Source organism: Enterobacter sp. ECC-219 (genome assembly GCF_043966805.1).
Lineage (GTDB): Bacteria > Pseudomonadota > Gammaproteobacteria > Enterobacterales > Enterobacteriaceae > Enterobacter > Enterobacter cloacae_N.
In genome coordinates this window covers 4,476,358-4,491,218 of the sequence record NZ_CP143680.1, presented here as the reverse complement: position 1 = coordinate 4,491,218, position 14,861 = coordinate 4,476,358, and the positions used below count along the sequence as shown (strand labels likewise).

At 54.1% G+C, this 14,861-nt stretch carries 8 protein-coding genes, 1 tRNA gene and 3 rRNA genes; 6 read left to right on the top strand and 6 right to left on the bottom strand.

The features are described 5' to 3' along the window. Positions 1 to 314 precede the first annotated feature (314 nt). The 5 genes from V1603_RS21335 to V1603_RS21315 all read left to right on the top strand — a co-directional run bounded on the left by V1603_RS21335 (position 315) and on the right by V1603_RS21315 (position 6,799). A 16S ribosomal RNA gene (locus tag V1603_RS21335) occupies positions 315 to 1,854 on the top strand. 85 nt (positions 1,855 to 1,939) lie between these two features. After that, positions 1,940 to 2,015 (top strand) — tRNA-Glu (locus V1603_RS21330). 183 nt (positions 2,016 to 2,198) lie between these two features. Next, positions 2,199 to 5,103 (top strand): 23S ribosomal RNA (locus V1603_RS21325). Between the two features lie 73 nt (positions 5,104 to 5,176). After that, positions 5,177 to 5,292, top strand: a 5S ribosomal RNA gene (gene rrf, locus V1603_RS21320). Together the 16S, 23S and 5S rRNA genes with 1 tRNA gene alongside form the textbook arrangement of a ribosomal RNA operon. A gap of 211 nt (positions 5,293 to 5,503) precedes the next feature. Beyond that, positions 5,504 to 6,799, top strand: a complete 1,296-nt coding sequence (locus V1603_RS21315; RefSeq protein ID WP_163330604.1) for an MFS transporter — start codon at positions 5,504 to 5,506, stop codon at positions 6,797 to 6,799. Here the strand turns inward: V1603_RS21315 and V1603_RS21310 are convergent. The 5 genes from V1603_RS21310 to trxC all read right to left on the bottom strand — a co-directional run bounded on the left by V1603_RS21310 (position 6,796) and on the right by trxC (position 12,517). Then, positions 6,796 to 7,119, bottom strand: coding sequence for a YfiM family lipoprotein (locus V1603_RS21310; protein ID WP_116343333.1), 324 nt, complete (start codon positions 7,117 to 7,119; stop codon positions 6,796 to 6,798). The genes V1603_RS21315 and V1603_RS21310 overlap by 4 nt on opposite strands. A gap of 45 nt (positions 7,120 to 7,164) precedes the next feature. Beyond that, on the bottom strand, positions 7,165 to 8,520 hold the full coding sequence (gene pssA, locus V1603_RS21305; RefSeq protein ID WP_116343332.1) for a CDP-diacylglycerol--serine O-phosphatidyltransferase: 1,356 nt from the start codon (positions 8,518 to 8,520) through the stop codon (positions 7,165 to 7,167). A gap of 110 nt (positions 8,521 to 8,630) precedes the next feature. After that, positions 8,631 to 11,294, bottom strand: a complete 2,664-nt coding sequence (pat, locus tag V1603_RS21300) for a protein lysine acetyltransferase (protein WP_395313235.1) — start codon at positions 11,292 to 11,294, stop codon at positions 8,631 to 8,633. Positions 11,295 to 11,329: 35 nt separating this feature from the next. Then, on the bottom strand, positions 11,330 to 12,028 hold the full coding sequence (gene tapT, locus V1603_RS21295; protein WP_116343330.1) for a tRNA-uridine aminocarboxypropyltransferase: 699 nt from the start codon (positions 12,026 to 12,028) through the stop codon (positions 11,330 to 11,332). Positions 12,029 to 12,097: 69 nt separating this feature from the next. Continuing rightward, positions 12,098 to 12,517, bottom strand: a complete 420-nt coding sequence (trxC, locus tag V1603_RS21290) for a thioredoxin TrxC (RefSeq protein WP_061097357.1) — start codon at positions 12,515 to 12,517, stop codon at positions 12,098 to 12,100. 204 nt (positions 12,518 to 12,721) lie between these two features. Between trxC and V1603_RS21285 the strand changes: the two genes are divergently transcribed. Then, positions 12,722 to 13,852 carry a tRNA/rRNA methyltransferase gene (locus V1603_RS21285; RefSeq protein ID WP_316380677.1) on the top strand — a complete coding sequence of 377 codons (1,131 nt, stop codon included), beginning with the start codon at positions 12,722 to 12,724 and terminating at the stop codon, positions 13,850 to 13,852. Positions 13,853 to 13,891: 39 nt separating this feature from the next. Here the strand turns inward: V1603_RS21285 and ung are convergent, their stop codons facing one another. Beyond that, a complete protein-coding gene (gene ung / locus V1603_RS21280; protein ID WP_023333064.1) occupies positions 13,892 to 14,581 on the bottom strand; it encodes a uracil-DNA glycosylase in 690 nt (229 codons plus the stop codon). Positions 14,582 to 14,861 lie beyond the last annotated feature (280 nt).

Genomic DNA, 14,861 nt, shown 5'->3' with positions numbered 1-14,861 from the left:
TCACTTTATCCTTGCAGCTTCGGAATTACTCCCTATAATGCGCCTCCACTGACACGGAACAACGGCACACACGCCGCCGGGTCAGCAGAGAAAAGCGAAACAAACGCTTGACTCTGAAGCGGGAAAGCGTAATATGCACACCCCGCGCCGCAGCGAAAACGAAGCGGCACTGCTCTTTAACAATTTATCAGACAATCTGTGTGGGCACTCAAAGTGACATGGATTCTTAATGTCTTCGGACAATAAATGAATACCAAGTCTCTGAGTGAACATGCGTAATTCATTACGAAGTTTAATTCACGAGCATCAAACTTAAATTGAAGAGTTTGATCATGGCTCAGATTGAACGCTGGCGGCAGGCCTAACACATGCAAGTCGAACGGTAGCACAGAGAGCTTGCTCTCGGGTGACGAGTGGCGGACGGGTGAGTAATGTCTGGGAAACTGCCTGATGGAGGGGGATAACTACTGGAAACGGTAGCTAATACCGCATAACGTCGCAAGACCAAAGAGGGGGACCTTCGGGCCTCTTGCCATCAGATGTGCCCAGATGGGATTAGCTAGTAGGTGGGGTAACGGCTCACCTAGGCGACGATCCCTAGCTGGTCTGAGAGGATGACCAGCCACACTGGAACTGAGACACGGTCCAGACTCCTACGGGAGGCAGCAGTGGGGAATATTGCACAATGGGCGCAAGCCTGATGCAGCCATGCCGCGTGTATGAAGAAGGCCTTCGGGTTGTAAAGTACTTTCAGCGGGGAGGAAGGCGATAAGGTTAATAACCTTGTCGATTGACGTTACCCGCAGAAGAAGCACCGGCTAACTCCGTGCCAGCAGCCGCGGTAATACGGAGGGTGCAAGCGTTAATCGGAATTACTGGGCGTAAAGCGCACGCAGGCGGTCTGTCAAGTCGGATGTGAAATCCCCGGGCTCAACCTGGGAACTGCATTCGAAACTGGCAGGCTAGAGTCTTGTAGAGGGGGGTAGAATTCCAGGTGTAGCGGTGAAATGCGTAGAGATCTGGAGGAATACCGGTGGCGAAGGCGGCCCCCTGGACAAAGACTGACGCTCAGGTGCGAAAGCGTGGGGAGCAAACAGGATTAGATACCCTGGTAGTCCACGCCGTAAACGATGTCGACTTGGAGGTTGTGCCCTTGAGGCGTGGCTTCCGGAGCTAACGCGTTAAGTCGACCGCCTGGGGAGTACGGCCGCAAGGTTAAAACTCAAATGAATTGACGGGGGCCCGCACAAGCGGTGGAGCATGTGGTTTAATTCGATGCAACGCGAAGAACCTTACCTACTCTTGACATCCAGAGAACTTTCCAGAGATGGATTGGTGCCTTCGGGAACTCTGAGACAGGTGCTGCATGGCTGTCGTCAGCTCGTGTTGTGAAATGTTGGGTTAAGTCCCGCAACGAGCGCAACCCTTATCCTTTGTTGCCAGCGGTCCGGCCGGGAACTCAAAGGAGACTGCCAGTGATAAACTGGAGGAAGGTGGGGATGACGTCAAGTCATCATGGCCCTTACGAGTAGGGCTACACACGTGCTACAATGGCGCATACAAAGAGAAGCGACCTCGCGAGAGCAAGCGGACCTCATAAAGTGCGTCGTAGTCCGGATTGGAGTCTGCAACTCGACTCCATGAAGTCGGAATCGCTAGTAATCGTGGATCAGAATGCCACGGTGAATACGTTCCCGGGCCTTGTACACACCGCCCGTCACACCATGGGAGTGGGTTGCAAAAGAAGTAGGTAGCTTAACCTTCGGGAGGGCGCTTACCACTTTGTGATTCATGACTGGGGTGAAGTCGTAACAAGGTAACCGTAGGGGAACCTGCGGTTGGATCACCTCCTTACCTTAAAGAACCTGCCTTTGCAGTGCTCACACAGATTGTCTGATGAAAAGTAAGCAGCAAGGCGTCTTGCGATTGAGACTTCAGTGTCCCCTTCGTCTAGAGGCCCAGGACACCGCCCTTTCACGGCGGTAACAGGGGTTCGAATCCCCTAGGGGACGCCACTTGCTGGTGCGTGAGTGAAAGTCACCTGCCGTCATATCTCAAAACTGACTTACGAGTCATGTTTGAGATATTTGCTCTTTAAAAATCTGGATCAAGCTGAAAATTGAAACGACACACATGTTATGTGTGTTCGAGTCTCTCAAATTTTCGCAATCATGAAGTGAAACATCTTCGGGTTGTGAGGTTAAGCGACTAAGCGTACACGGTGGATGCCCTGGCAGTCAGAGGCGATGAAGGACGTGCTAATCTGCGAAAAGCGCCGGCGAGGTGATATGAACCTTTGACCCGGCGATGTCCGAATGGGGAAACCCAGTGCAATTCGTTGCACTATCGTTAACTGAATACATAGGTTAACGAGGCGAACCGGGGGAACTGAAACATCTAAGTACCCCGAGGAAAAGAAATCAACCGAGATTCCCCCAGTAGCGGCGAGCGAACGGGGAGCAGCCCGGAGTCTGAATCAGCTTGTGTGTTAGTGGAAGCGTCTGGAAAGTCGCACGGTACAGGGTGACAGTCCCGTACACGAAAATGCACAGGCTGTGAACTCGAAGAGTAGGGCGGGACACGTGGTATCCTGTCTGAATATGGGGGGACCATCCTCCAAGGCTAAATACTCCTGACTGACCGATAGTGAACCAGTACCGTGAGGGAAAGGCGAAAAGAACCCCGGCGAGGGGAGTGAAAAAGAACCTGAAACCGTGTACGTACAAGCAGTGGGAGCACCTTCGTGGTGTGACTGCGTACCTTTTGTATAATGGGTCAGCGACTTATATTCTGTAGCAAGGTTAACCGTATAGGGGAGCCGAAGGGAAACCGAGTCTTAACTGGGCGTTAAGTTGCAGGGTATAGACCCGAAACCCGGTGATCTAGCCATGGGCAGGTTGAAGGTTGGGTAACACTAACTGGAGGACCGAACCGACTAATGTTGAAAAATTAGCGGATGACCTGTGGCTGGGGGTGAAAGGCCAATCAAACCGGGAGATAGCTGGTTCTCCCCGAAAGCTATTTAGGTAGCGCCTCGTGAACTCATCTTCGGGGGTAGAGCACTGTTTCGGCTAGGGGGCCATCCCGGCTTACCAACCCGATGCAAACTACGAATACCGAAGAATGTTATCACGGGAGACACACGGCGGGTGCTAACGTCCGTCGTGAAGAGGGAAACAACCCAGACCGCCAGCTAAGGTCCCAAAGTCATGGTTAAGTGGGAAACGATGTGGGAAGGCACAGACAGCCAGGATGTTGGCTTAGAAGCAGCCATCATTTAAAGAAAGCGTAATAGCTCACTGGTCGAGTCGGCCTGCGCGGAAGATGTAACGGGGCTAAACCATGCACCGAAGCTGCGGCAGCGACGCTTATGCGTTGTTGGGTAGGGGAGCGTTCTGTAAGCCGTTGAAGGTGGCCTGTGAGGGCTGCTGGAGGTATCAGAAGTGCGAATGCTGACATAAGTAACGATAAAGCGGGTGAAAAGCCCGCTCGCCGGAAGACCAAGGGTTCCTGTCCAACGTTAATCGGGGCAGGGTGAGTCGACCCCTAAGGCGAGGCCGAAAGGCGTAGTCGATGGGAAACAGGTTAATATTCCTGTACTTGGTGTTACTGCGAAGGGGGGACGGAGAAGGCTATGTCAGCCGGGCGACGGTTGTCCCGGTTTAAGCGTGTAGGTGTGTGTTCCAGGCAAATCCGGTTCACTTTAACACTGAGGCGTGATGACGAGGCACTACGGTGCTGAAGTGATAAATGCCCTGCTTCCAGGAAAAGCCTCTAAGCATCAGGTAACACGAAATCGTACCCCAAACCGACACAGGTGGTCAGGTAGAGAATACCAAGGCGCTTGAGAGAACTCGGGTGAAGGAACTAGGCAAAATGGTGCCGTAACTTCGGGAGAAGGCACGCTGATATGTAGGTGAAGCCCCTGCGGGCGGAGCTGAAATCAGTCGAAGATACCAGCTGGCTGCAACTGTTTATTAAAAACACAGCACTGTGCAAACACGAAAGTGGACGTATACGGTGTGACGCCTGCCCGGTGCCGGAAGGTTAATTGATGGGGTTAGCGGCAACGCGAAGCTCTTGATCGAAGCCCCGGTAAACGGCGGCCGTAACTATAACGGTCCTAAGGTAGCGAAATTCCTTGTCGGGTAAGTTCCGACCTGCACGAATGGCGTAATGATGGCCAGGCTGTCTCCACCCGAGACTCAGTGAAATTGAACTCGCTGTGAAGATGCAGTGTACCCGCGGCAAGACGGAAAGACCCCGTGAACCTTTACTATAGCTTGACACTGAACACTGGTCCTTGATGTGTAGGATAGGTGGGAGGCTTTGAAGCGTGGACGCCAGTCTGCGTGGAGCCGTCCTTGAAATACCACCCTTTAATGGCTGGTGTTCTAACGTGGACCCGTAATCCGGGTTGCGGACAGTGTCTGGTGGGTAGTTTGACTGGGGCGGTCTCCTCCCAAAGAGTAACGGAGGAGCACGAAGGTTAGCTAATCCTGGTCGGACATCAGGAGGTTAGTGCAATGGCATAAGCTAGCTTGACTGCGAGAGTGACGGCTCGAGCAGGTGCGAAAGCAGGTCATAGTGATCCGGTGGTTCTGAATGGAAGGGCCATCGCTCAACGGATAAAAGGTACTCCGGGGATAACAGGCTGATACCGCCCAAGAGTTCATATCGACGGCGGTGTTTGGCACCTCGATGTCGGCTCATCACATCCTGGGGCTGAAGTAGGTCCCAAGGGTATGGCTGTTCGCCATTTAAAGTGGTACGCGAGCTGGGTTTAGAACGTCGTGAGACAGTTCGGTCCCTATCTGCCGTGGGCGCTGGAGAATTGAGGGGGGCTGCTCCTAGTACGAGAGGACCGGAGTGGACGCATCACTGGTGTTCGGGTTGTCATGCCAATGGCACTGCCCGGTAGCTAAATGCGGAAGAGATAAGTGCTGAAAGCATCTAAGCACGAAACTTGCCCCGAGATGAGTTCTCCCTGACTCCTTGAGAGTCCTGAAGGAACGTTGAAGACGACGACGTTGATAGGTCGGGTGTGTAAGCGCAGCGATGCGTTGAGCTAACCGATACTAATGAACCGTGAGGCTTAACCTTACAACGCCGAAGATGTTTTGGCGGAAGAGACAGAACAATCAATATTCAGCCTGATACAGATTAACAGAATTTGCCTGGCGGCTTTAGCGCGGTGGTCCCACCTGACCCCATGCCGAACTCAGAAGTGAAACGCCGTAGCGCCGATGGTAGTGTGGGGTCTCCCCATGTGAGAGTAGGGAACTGCCAGGCATCAATCAAGAAGAACCCCGTACCGTAAGGTGCGGGGTTTTTTGCTTTGTGTTCCGGAAACTCTGGCCTTTCTCTTAATCCCTTATCCTGCTAATAAAATGTGTGATCCCTGTCTCAATGTTATTTATAACAAAATTATAACATTTCATTTACGAGGTAATTGAGTTTGCTAGCTCAATAAGCCGCTGTATATGGCAGGAGCATAATCACAATGACAGAAAGCATAGCATCAAACGGGACGCTGGCTAACAGCGATACCCGAAGAAGGGTATGGGCAATCGTCAGTGCCTCTTCAGGGAACCTGGTAGAATGGTTCGACTTTTACGTCTACTCATTCTGTTCACTCTACTTCGCACATATTTTCTTCCCCTCCGGCAACACCACGACGCAGCTGCTACAAACGGCGGGAGTATTTGCCGCAGGATTCTTAATGCGCCCCATCGGTGGCTGGCTGTTTGGCCGCATTGCGGATCGCCGCGGGCGTAAGGCCTCCATGCTGATCTCCGTGTGTATGATGTGCTTTGGTTCTCTGGTGATCGCCTGTTTACCGGGATATGAATCGATTGGCACCTGGGCTCCGGCGCTACTTTTGCTGGCCCGCTTATTTCAGGGGCTATCGGTCGGTGGTGAATACGGCACCAGTGCGACCTATATGAGTGAAATTGCGCTGGAAGGCCGTAAAGGCTTTTACGCCTCATTCCAGTATGTAACGCTTATTGGTGGACAACTGCTGGCGATTCTCGTGGTGGTGATCCTGCAGCAAATCCTGACAGATGAACAACTCCACGCCTGGGGATGGCGAATTCCTTTTGCGATGGGGGCCGTGCTGGCAGTTGTTGCACTTTGGCTACGTCGTCAGCTGGATGAAACCTCGCAGAAAGAGGTCAGAACGCTGAAGGAGGCGGGAACCTTTAAAGGGTTATGGCGTAACCGCAAGGCTTTCCTGATGGTGCTGGGCTTTACAGCGGGCGGCTCACTCAGCTTTTACACATTCACCACCTATATGCAGAAGTACCTGGTGAACACCACCGGGATGCACGCAAATGTCGCCAGCGTTATTATGACTGTGGCGCTATTTGTCTTTATGCTCATCCAACCGATTATCGGAGCGCTTTCGGATAAAATTGGCCGACGTACGTCAATGCTGATCTTTGGCGGGCTGTCGGCGTTGTGTACCGTGCCTGTTCTGTCTGCGCTCCAGCACGTATCATCGCCATATGCCGCATTTGCGCTGGTCATGCTGGCGATGGTGATTGTCAGTTTCTATACCTCTATCAGCGGGATACTGAAAGCCGAAATGTTCCCGGCACAGGTGCGTGCGCTGGGGGTTGGGCTTTCTTATGCAGTAGCCAACGCGTTGTTTGGTGGTTCGGCGGAGTACGTTGCGCTGTCGCTTAAATCATGGGGAAGTGAAACGACATTCTTCTGGTACGTGACGGTAATGGGGGCGCTGGCCTTTGTTGTCTCCCTGATGCTGCATCGCAAAGGGAAAGGCATTCGTCTTTAATAATGCGCCATCTGCCACACGGCATAGCCGGTCGTTGCGCCGGCGACATCCCAGGCGAAATCTTTCCAGCTCCAGCCGCTCCCTGAGGGGCGGCTATCCCACAGTTCTTTTGATGCCCCAAGGCCCACAGAGAACATCAACCCTATCCCCGCGCTACGGTCACGGCTGTATCCCTGATGCTGCGCGTACTCATTACCCGCTGCGGAAAGCATAGCGGAAGCGAGGAAATGCTGTGCTTTATCCTGACCGGACCAGCTATCGTTGGCCATATGACTGCAGCCACTCAGAAAGAGGACGCTCAGTAACAGGAGGATGCGCATTATAGGGCTCCATAAAAAAGCCCTGCGGGTGGCAGGGCCTGGACATTACAGAATACGGCTGATAAGTCGATCAATACGGATACGACGCAAGCGGCGAATCAGCTTGCGGACTTTCACCGGATAATCGGCAATGCTCTGCAGCTCGCGGTAATGATTAACCACCGTGGTATGCGTGCGAATCAACTCCAGTTCACGCTCACGCTGTGCGGCTAACTCATGCTGAGGGTCATGGATCAGGATCGCGTTTTCCAGATCCAGCCGCCACGCGCGCGGGTTCAGATTGTTACCGGTCAGCAGCATCCACTCATCGTCGACCCATATGCCTTTCAGATGGTAACTGTTGTCTTCATCTTTCCAGAGACGCACAACCAACTGGTCAGTGTTTACGTAATATTGTAAACGGCTCAGGAAACGGCGCAGGTTAATCTCATAAAGATAAGGCAGCGCGCCGATGATTTTGAACGGCTGATCTTCAGGGATGAAGAAGTCGTTTGCCGTTTTATCCCCGACGATAATTTCCACTTTTTTACCATCGCGCAGTAGCTGAATAATGTTACGTACCAGTACGGCGGGAAGGTTAAAGTACGGCGTGCAGATGGTAAGTTTCTGCTCCGCGCACGGCATCAGATGGAAGATCGTTTTATTCAGCAGGCTTGATTTGCCGAGCCCTACCAGAGGGGTAACGGATAACTCTTCGTTATTCGCATCGCCCTGAAAATGGTAGACCGCATCGCGCAGCTCCTGGCGGAAGGCGCGAACATCATTTTTGATCTCCGGGCTTTTAGGGCGCTCAGGATCGTCAAGGCGATTAACGCCACGGCCATGTACCAGGTTTTTATCAACCCAGTTAAACATAATATCGGCCATCTGCGGATTACGGATCAGATGATAACGATCGTAGCGATATTTATCGAGCTGATGAAGGTAAACGTCATTCAGACTTGCGCCGCTGTACAGGACGCTGTCATCAATGATAAACCCTTTAAAATGGAGAACGCCGAGCGCTTCACGGGTATTCACCGGTACGCCATAAACAGGCACATCGACGCCAGGATTTTCCTGCGCCGTGCGGCAATACCAGTCTGCATTGGTATTTGAAGCGGCCGCGCCAATACGGCCACGCTGGGCGCGATGCCAGTCAACCAGTACGCGAACATCCAGCTCTGGACGCTGACGCTTGGCTTCATAGAGCGCGTTCAGGATCGCGCGCCCGCCTTCATCTTGTTCAAGATACAGGGCCACAATGCAAATGCGTCGCGTGGCACTGGCAATTTTTTCCAGAAGCGTCTCCCGAAAATGAGCGGGAGCGTAAAAGAACTCTACATCATCAACTGACTGAGAAATCTTCGGTAGTTGAGCAAGGTGTTGTTGATGTTTATTACGCTTAAATTTTGACAACATCACAGTGCGTTTCTTCTCTGTTCATTGAAGGGTTGTCTGTACCATGCAAACAACATAAGCGGACAATGATACCACCAGTCCCGTCCAAAGTGGGTAACATTTCCAGTAGCTTACTCGGGTTTGTCTGCTGATGTCAGGCCGAGGGATAAGGCGACAATACCTTCGTCCAGCTGAATATCAACGTCAAATCCGAGTTTTCGCGCCAGGGTCACCATACCGCGATTGTTCGGCATAGTAATGCCATTCAGACGTAACAATCCGTGATCTCGCGTATAACTGATGAGTTTTTCCAGCAGCCGTCTGCCCAGACCCAGGCCTTTAAGATCGGAGCGTACCAGGACGGCAAACTCCGCGTCGACGTTATCCGGGTCAGAAATAGCGCGCGTCACGCCCAGGATCTCATCGCCCCGATCGGAACGCCGAACAGCGACAAATGCCATTTCTCGATCGTAGTCGATCTGGGTCATATTGGCTAAATCATCATGGGTAAATTCGTTGATTTCGCTAAAGTAGCGGTAATAAAGATCCTCTTTCGTGACCTGAGAGATAAAGGCCCGCAGCTGAGGTTCATCTTCCGGCAGAATAGGGCGGAACAAGGCGCGTTCCCCATTCTTCATCTCAACCCACTCTTCCAGCTGCAGAGGATACGGACGGATCGCCAGGCGGCTCTCTCTGTCCCCTTCGAATGGCGCGATATCCAGCGTCACGTCCAGCGCCGTAAATTCAGTGCCGGAAGCGAGCAGCGGATGGATATCTAGCCTCTGGATCTCCGCACAATCTACGATTAGGTTAGACACCTGCACCAGGAACTGACTCAACCCGGCAATATCGAGCGGACGCAGGGCACTGCGGCCTCGGATCTTTTTGCTTTTAATCGCCTGAATGATGAGATAGCGCGCCAGATTCATGTTCAGCGGTGGTAATGCCACCGCGGCCTGCTCTTCCGGACGCCACTCAACGCCGCCTTCTCCCAACATAATGAGCGGGCCAAAGACGGGATCGTGTTCAACCACTACCCGCAGTTCCTGAGCGCCCGCGCGGTTAGCCATGCTCTGCACCAGCAGCCCGTGGATCCGCGCCTGCGGCCAGGCCATTTTGACGCGATCGAAAATGGCATCGGCTGCCTGCTGCACCTCCGTTGCCGTACGCAGGTACAGCATGACCCCCTGAACGTCCGACTTATGCGGAATATCGGGGGAACGCAGCTTAAGGGCGACCGGGTAGCCAATTTGTTCGGCTATATGTACGGCCTCAGGGCTGTCGCTGGCGATCCAGGTTGGCAGAGTTTGCATCCCGTAGCTGCCCAGAATGGGCTGCACTTCATGCGTATCAAGCGAGGTCGCGCCTTCTTCGATAGCTTGCTGCAATAGCCGGTGAACGTCGACGGTGTTCGCCGTCAGATTACCCGGCAAAGCCGGCGTCTCACGCAGCTGTTTCTGGTTGCGTCGATATTCCACCATATGCATAAATGCCGTGATGGTGCCTTCCGGCGTGCGGTAGGTTGGCAGTCCGGCTTCACTGAACAGGCGTCGTGCCTCCTGAGAGGAAAACTCACCGCACCAGTTGGTCAGTAGGGTGACGTATTTGCCGCGCGGATGGTTTCGTACTGCCTCAATCATCGCCCGCGCGCTTTCACTGCCCGGCGCGACCGCACTAGGGGAGTGGATAATCATCAGCGCATCGAAATCCTGGCTGTCCAGCAAAATGGAGATTGCCCTGATATAGCGATCGCTGCTGGCGTCATCGCGCAAATCAAGCGGATTGTCGGGCGTCACGCTTGCGGGAAGCGCCTCTCTGAGGCGTTGCAGCGTCTCTTCACCCAACGTGGCCAGTTTGCCGTTACGCAGCCAAAGCTCATCCAGCGCGAGTGCGGCAGGTGCGGCACCATTACTGACGATCATCAACTTCTCACCGCGCAGCGGTCGCATATGGCTTAGCGTCTCAACGGCGGAAAAAAGTTCATGCGTATCCTGCACCCGCAGTAACCCCGCGCGCTGAATGGCGGCATCCCAGGCGGGATCCATGCCGGAATGGGACTGCAGCAGACGCTGAGCCGCAGGACTGCGACCGCTTTTGATAACGAGGATCGGCTTATTGCGGGAAGCACTTCGTGAAGCCGATACAAAACGACGGGCGTCGCTCAGATGCTCAAGGTAAAGGAGGATTGCGCTGGTTTTGCTGTCTCTCGCCAGGAAATCCAGCAGCTCGTCAACGTCGATATCCATGCTGTCGCCCAGGGCAATGAAGTAGGAAAATCCCATCTCACGCTGCTGCGCCCAGTCGAGGATAGTGTTCGATACGGCTGCCGACTGCGAGATAAAGGCGAGTTTGCCTTTGCGAATTGGCACCGGGGAGAAGCTGGCGTTCAGCCCCTGCCAGGGCGCGAGCAGACCCAGGCTGTTCGGCCCAAGAATGCGCATCTGATAACGGCTGGCGCAGGCCAGCAGTTCGGGTTGCTGTTCAGGCGGAGACGAGAGAATAATGCAGGTTTTACACCCTTTCTTGCCGAGTGACTCCAGCAGTTCCGGATTGCGTTTGGCGTTTGTACACAGAACGGCGAGATCCGGTACGAAAGGCAGGCTCTCCACGTCCGGCCACGCAAGCACGCCCTGAACGGCCTTATAAGCCGGCGTGACGGGCATAACGGGACCGTTGAATCCCCCGGCCAGCAGGTTACGCATCATCAGATAGCCAGCACGATCGGGTTTCATTGATGCGCCGATGACGGCAATGGATTTAGGTCGGAGTAGCGCTTCTAACCCTCTCTGGCTCATGCAGGCCTCCTGTAAATGCAAGCGACCTGATGATTTTAAACGCTTTCCGTCTCCGTTGCTGTGATGCTGCCCTTATGAACGGTTTTTCCCGCCAGATAGCGCTCCCGGAAACATGAGAAATGGTTGCCCAGGGCGCCGGCCGCTGCGGTATCTCCTGCTAAATCCAGCAGCGCAATGGCCACTTCGGCGGTGCAATATTGGCCGTCAGCATGGGCTTCGCGCAGGCGGTAGGCCGAGACGCGGGAAAGATCGACAGAAATCACCGGCAGCGCGTCAAGATAGGGGCTTTTACGAAACATTTTCCGCGCTTCGGTCCAGGTTCCGTCCAGCATAATAAACAGTGGCGGTTTCCCGGATGGCGGCGCGGTAAGGACCTGACGCTGTTCTCCCGCATAAGACGCCGGGAAAACCACCATCGGCTGATAGTTCGGGCTTGCCACCAGGTCGAGCAGAGCCTGAGGCGGTGCCGTACGGGACCACTGAAACGCGGCGGTATCCGGCAGAATATCGGCGATAAGACGCCCCGTATTGCTGGGTTTCATCGGCTCGGTATCGAACATGACCAGACAAAAGCGGCTCTCCGCCGAACTCGGGGCCAGCGTTTCGCACAGACAAACCTTCAGCGGCAGCAGGCAGCGCTGACAGCGGCGAATACGGTTGCCGCGGGCGAGGAACGGTCGGGTAGCGCGCGCAAGGCGCTCGGCGCGTAATGTAAGGACAGCGTTATCAGTCATGGGCGAAATGGAGGAAAAACCCTATTTTCGCAGAGGCGGGAACGGGGCACAAGATGTGCCCCGGGAATGTTACAGCGATTCGTTTAACCAGCTATCAAAGGGGGCTTTTGGAACCGCACCGTTGAGCATATCGATCACTTCACCATTTTTGAAAATCATGATGGTCGGGATACTGCGAATACGAAAACGTGCGCTCAGCTCGCGTTCGGCTTCGGTATTGACCTTCACGAACCGCATTTTCCCGCTGCGCTCTTCGGCCACATCTTCGAAGATTGGCGCAAAGCTGCGGCACGGACCGCACCAGGGCGCCCAGAAATCGACCACCACCGGGAGATCGTCCTTGAGGAGTTTGTCCAGCGTAGCACCCGTCGCGTTAATGACATCGCCATCAAACAATTCATGGCCACAACGTCCGCATTTCGCACCATCTTCAATCCGATCGTCCGGAATGCGATTAAGAGCCTGACAGTTGGCACATACGGTATTCATAACTAACCTCTGATAGAGCCGTGGGACAGCGGCAGAACGCCGATAATGTTTCTAATATGTTACATATTATCAATGAGCCTGTTTGAAACAACAATGCGTTTTATTCAATGAGAATAATAGTCACAGGCTTTTGTACGAAATTATGGCTATGCGCTGGCACATCGGGTAATCTGCGCGCTTCGCGCAGCGCTGGTGGAGAAAAGCATGAACGACGAAATGAAAAACAAAAGCGGCAAGGTCAAAGTGATGTATGTCCGCAGTGATGATGACTCTGATAAACGCACCCAAAATCCGCGTACCGGAAAAGGGGGCGGGCGTCCGGCGTCCTCTCGTGCAGACGGTGGCCGTCGCCCCGCCCGCGATGACAAAAATACCCGCGGTGATGACCGCAAACGTGACGATCGCAAACGCGATGACCGTCCGCGTTCCGACCGCCCACGCAGTGACCGTCCACGCGACGATCGTCCGCGTGATGACTTCTCACGCGATAACGCCTCACCGTGGCGCACCGTTTCTCGCGCCCCTGGCGATGAGACGCCGGAAAAACCAGATCACGGCGGTATCAGCGGTAAAAGCTTTATTGACCCGGAAGTACTGCGCCGTCAGCGCGCGGAAGAGACCCGCGTATATGGCGAGAACGCCTGCCAGGCGCTGTTCCAGAGCCGTCCTGAGTGTATCGTCCGCGCCTGGTTCATCCAGAGCGTGACCCCGCGCTTTAAAGAAGCGCTGCGCTGGATGGCCGCGAACCGTAAAGCCTACCACGTTGTGGATGATGCCGAGCTGACCAAAGCCTCCGGTACTGAACACCACGGCGGCGTCTGCTTCCTGATCAAAAAACGTAACGGCACGACCGTGCAGCAGTGGGTCAGCCAGGCGGATGCCGATGACTGCGTGCTGGCGCTGGAAGACGTGGGCAACCCGCATAATCTGGGCGCAATGATGCGCAGCTGCGCGCACTTTGGCGTGAAGGGCGTGCTGCTGCAGGATGCCGCGCTGCTGGAATCCGGCGCCGCGATCCGTACTGCGGAAGGCGGGGCCGAGCACGTACAGCCTATCACTGGCGACAGCGTTCTGGATGCCCTTGAGCAGTTCCGTAAAGCGGGCTATTCCATCGTAACCACTTCGAGCCATGCCGGTACGCCGCTGTTTAAAGCGACGCTGCCGCGTAAAATGGTGCTGGTATTAGGTCAGGAACGCGATGGTCTGTCTGACGCGGCGCTCTCCAGTGCAGATCTGAGCGTCTCTATCGACGGAACAGGCAATGTGGAAAGTCTGAACGTATCCGTTGCGACCGGCGTGCTGCTGGCCGAGTGGTGGCGTCAGAATAAGGCTTAAGCCTCTTATATGCCGGGCTTGCCCCGGCACATTCAAACCCTACTCGCTCTCTGCCGGTAACACAGGCATCCAGTCAATTGGCGTTTCGCCACGTTTTTCCAGCCATTCATTTGCCAGAACAAAATGATTACTGCCAAAGAAGCCGCGATGCGCAGACAGCGGTGACGGATGCGGTGCCTTCAACACGTGATGGCGCTGACGGTCGATAATCGCACCTTTCTTCTGTGCATGCGATCCCCAGAGTAAAAACACGACCCCTTCACGATGCTCGTTGATAAGGCTGATGACTTTATCGGTAAAGGTTTCCCACCCAAGGCTGGCGTGCGAATGCGCCTGACCCGCCCTTACGGTGAGCACCGTGTTCAGTAACAGCACGCCCTGGCGCGCCCAGCTTTCCAGATAACCGTGGTTAGGGCGGGTAAACCCGGGCACGGTTCCCTCAAGCTCTTTATACATGTTGAGCAGAGAAGGGGGGATAGCCACGCCCGGACGAACGGAAAACGCCAGCCCGTGCGCCTGCCCAGGGCCGTGATAGGGATCCTGGCCCAGTATGACCACTTTCACATCGCTCAGCTCGGTATAGCGAAACGCGTTGAACACATCTTTTTGCGGCGGATAAATCGTCTGCCCGGACTGACGCTCAGCGGCAACGGTGCTGAGCGTGTTGATAAAATAAGGCTGCTGCTTTTCTTCTGCCAGCACGTCATGCCAGGTTAAAGGTGTCGTCATGTCGCTCTCCTGCGAATCTCAATCTGTGACTAGCTTACCTGTTTAACTCCGGTGAGCAAAATTACGCGCTGAAATGCGTGCTAAGCAATTAAATTTATTTTGAAATGATGCAGGTTAAGTTTAATTGGCAGGGGTGTGAAATTGATCTTAAACAATAAATTCAAACCACACTCTTTATGTGGTTGGTGTTTTTGTTGATTTAAATCAATAAATCACCGGGGTGTGAATGATATATATACACACAAGAAACAATGGTTTTACCAATTGGCCGCGTAAGGCC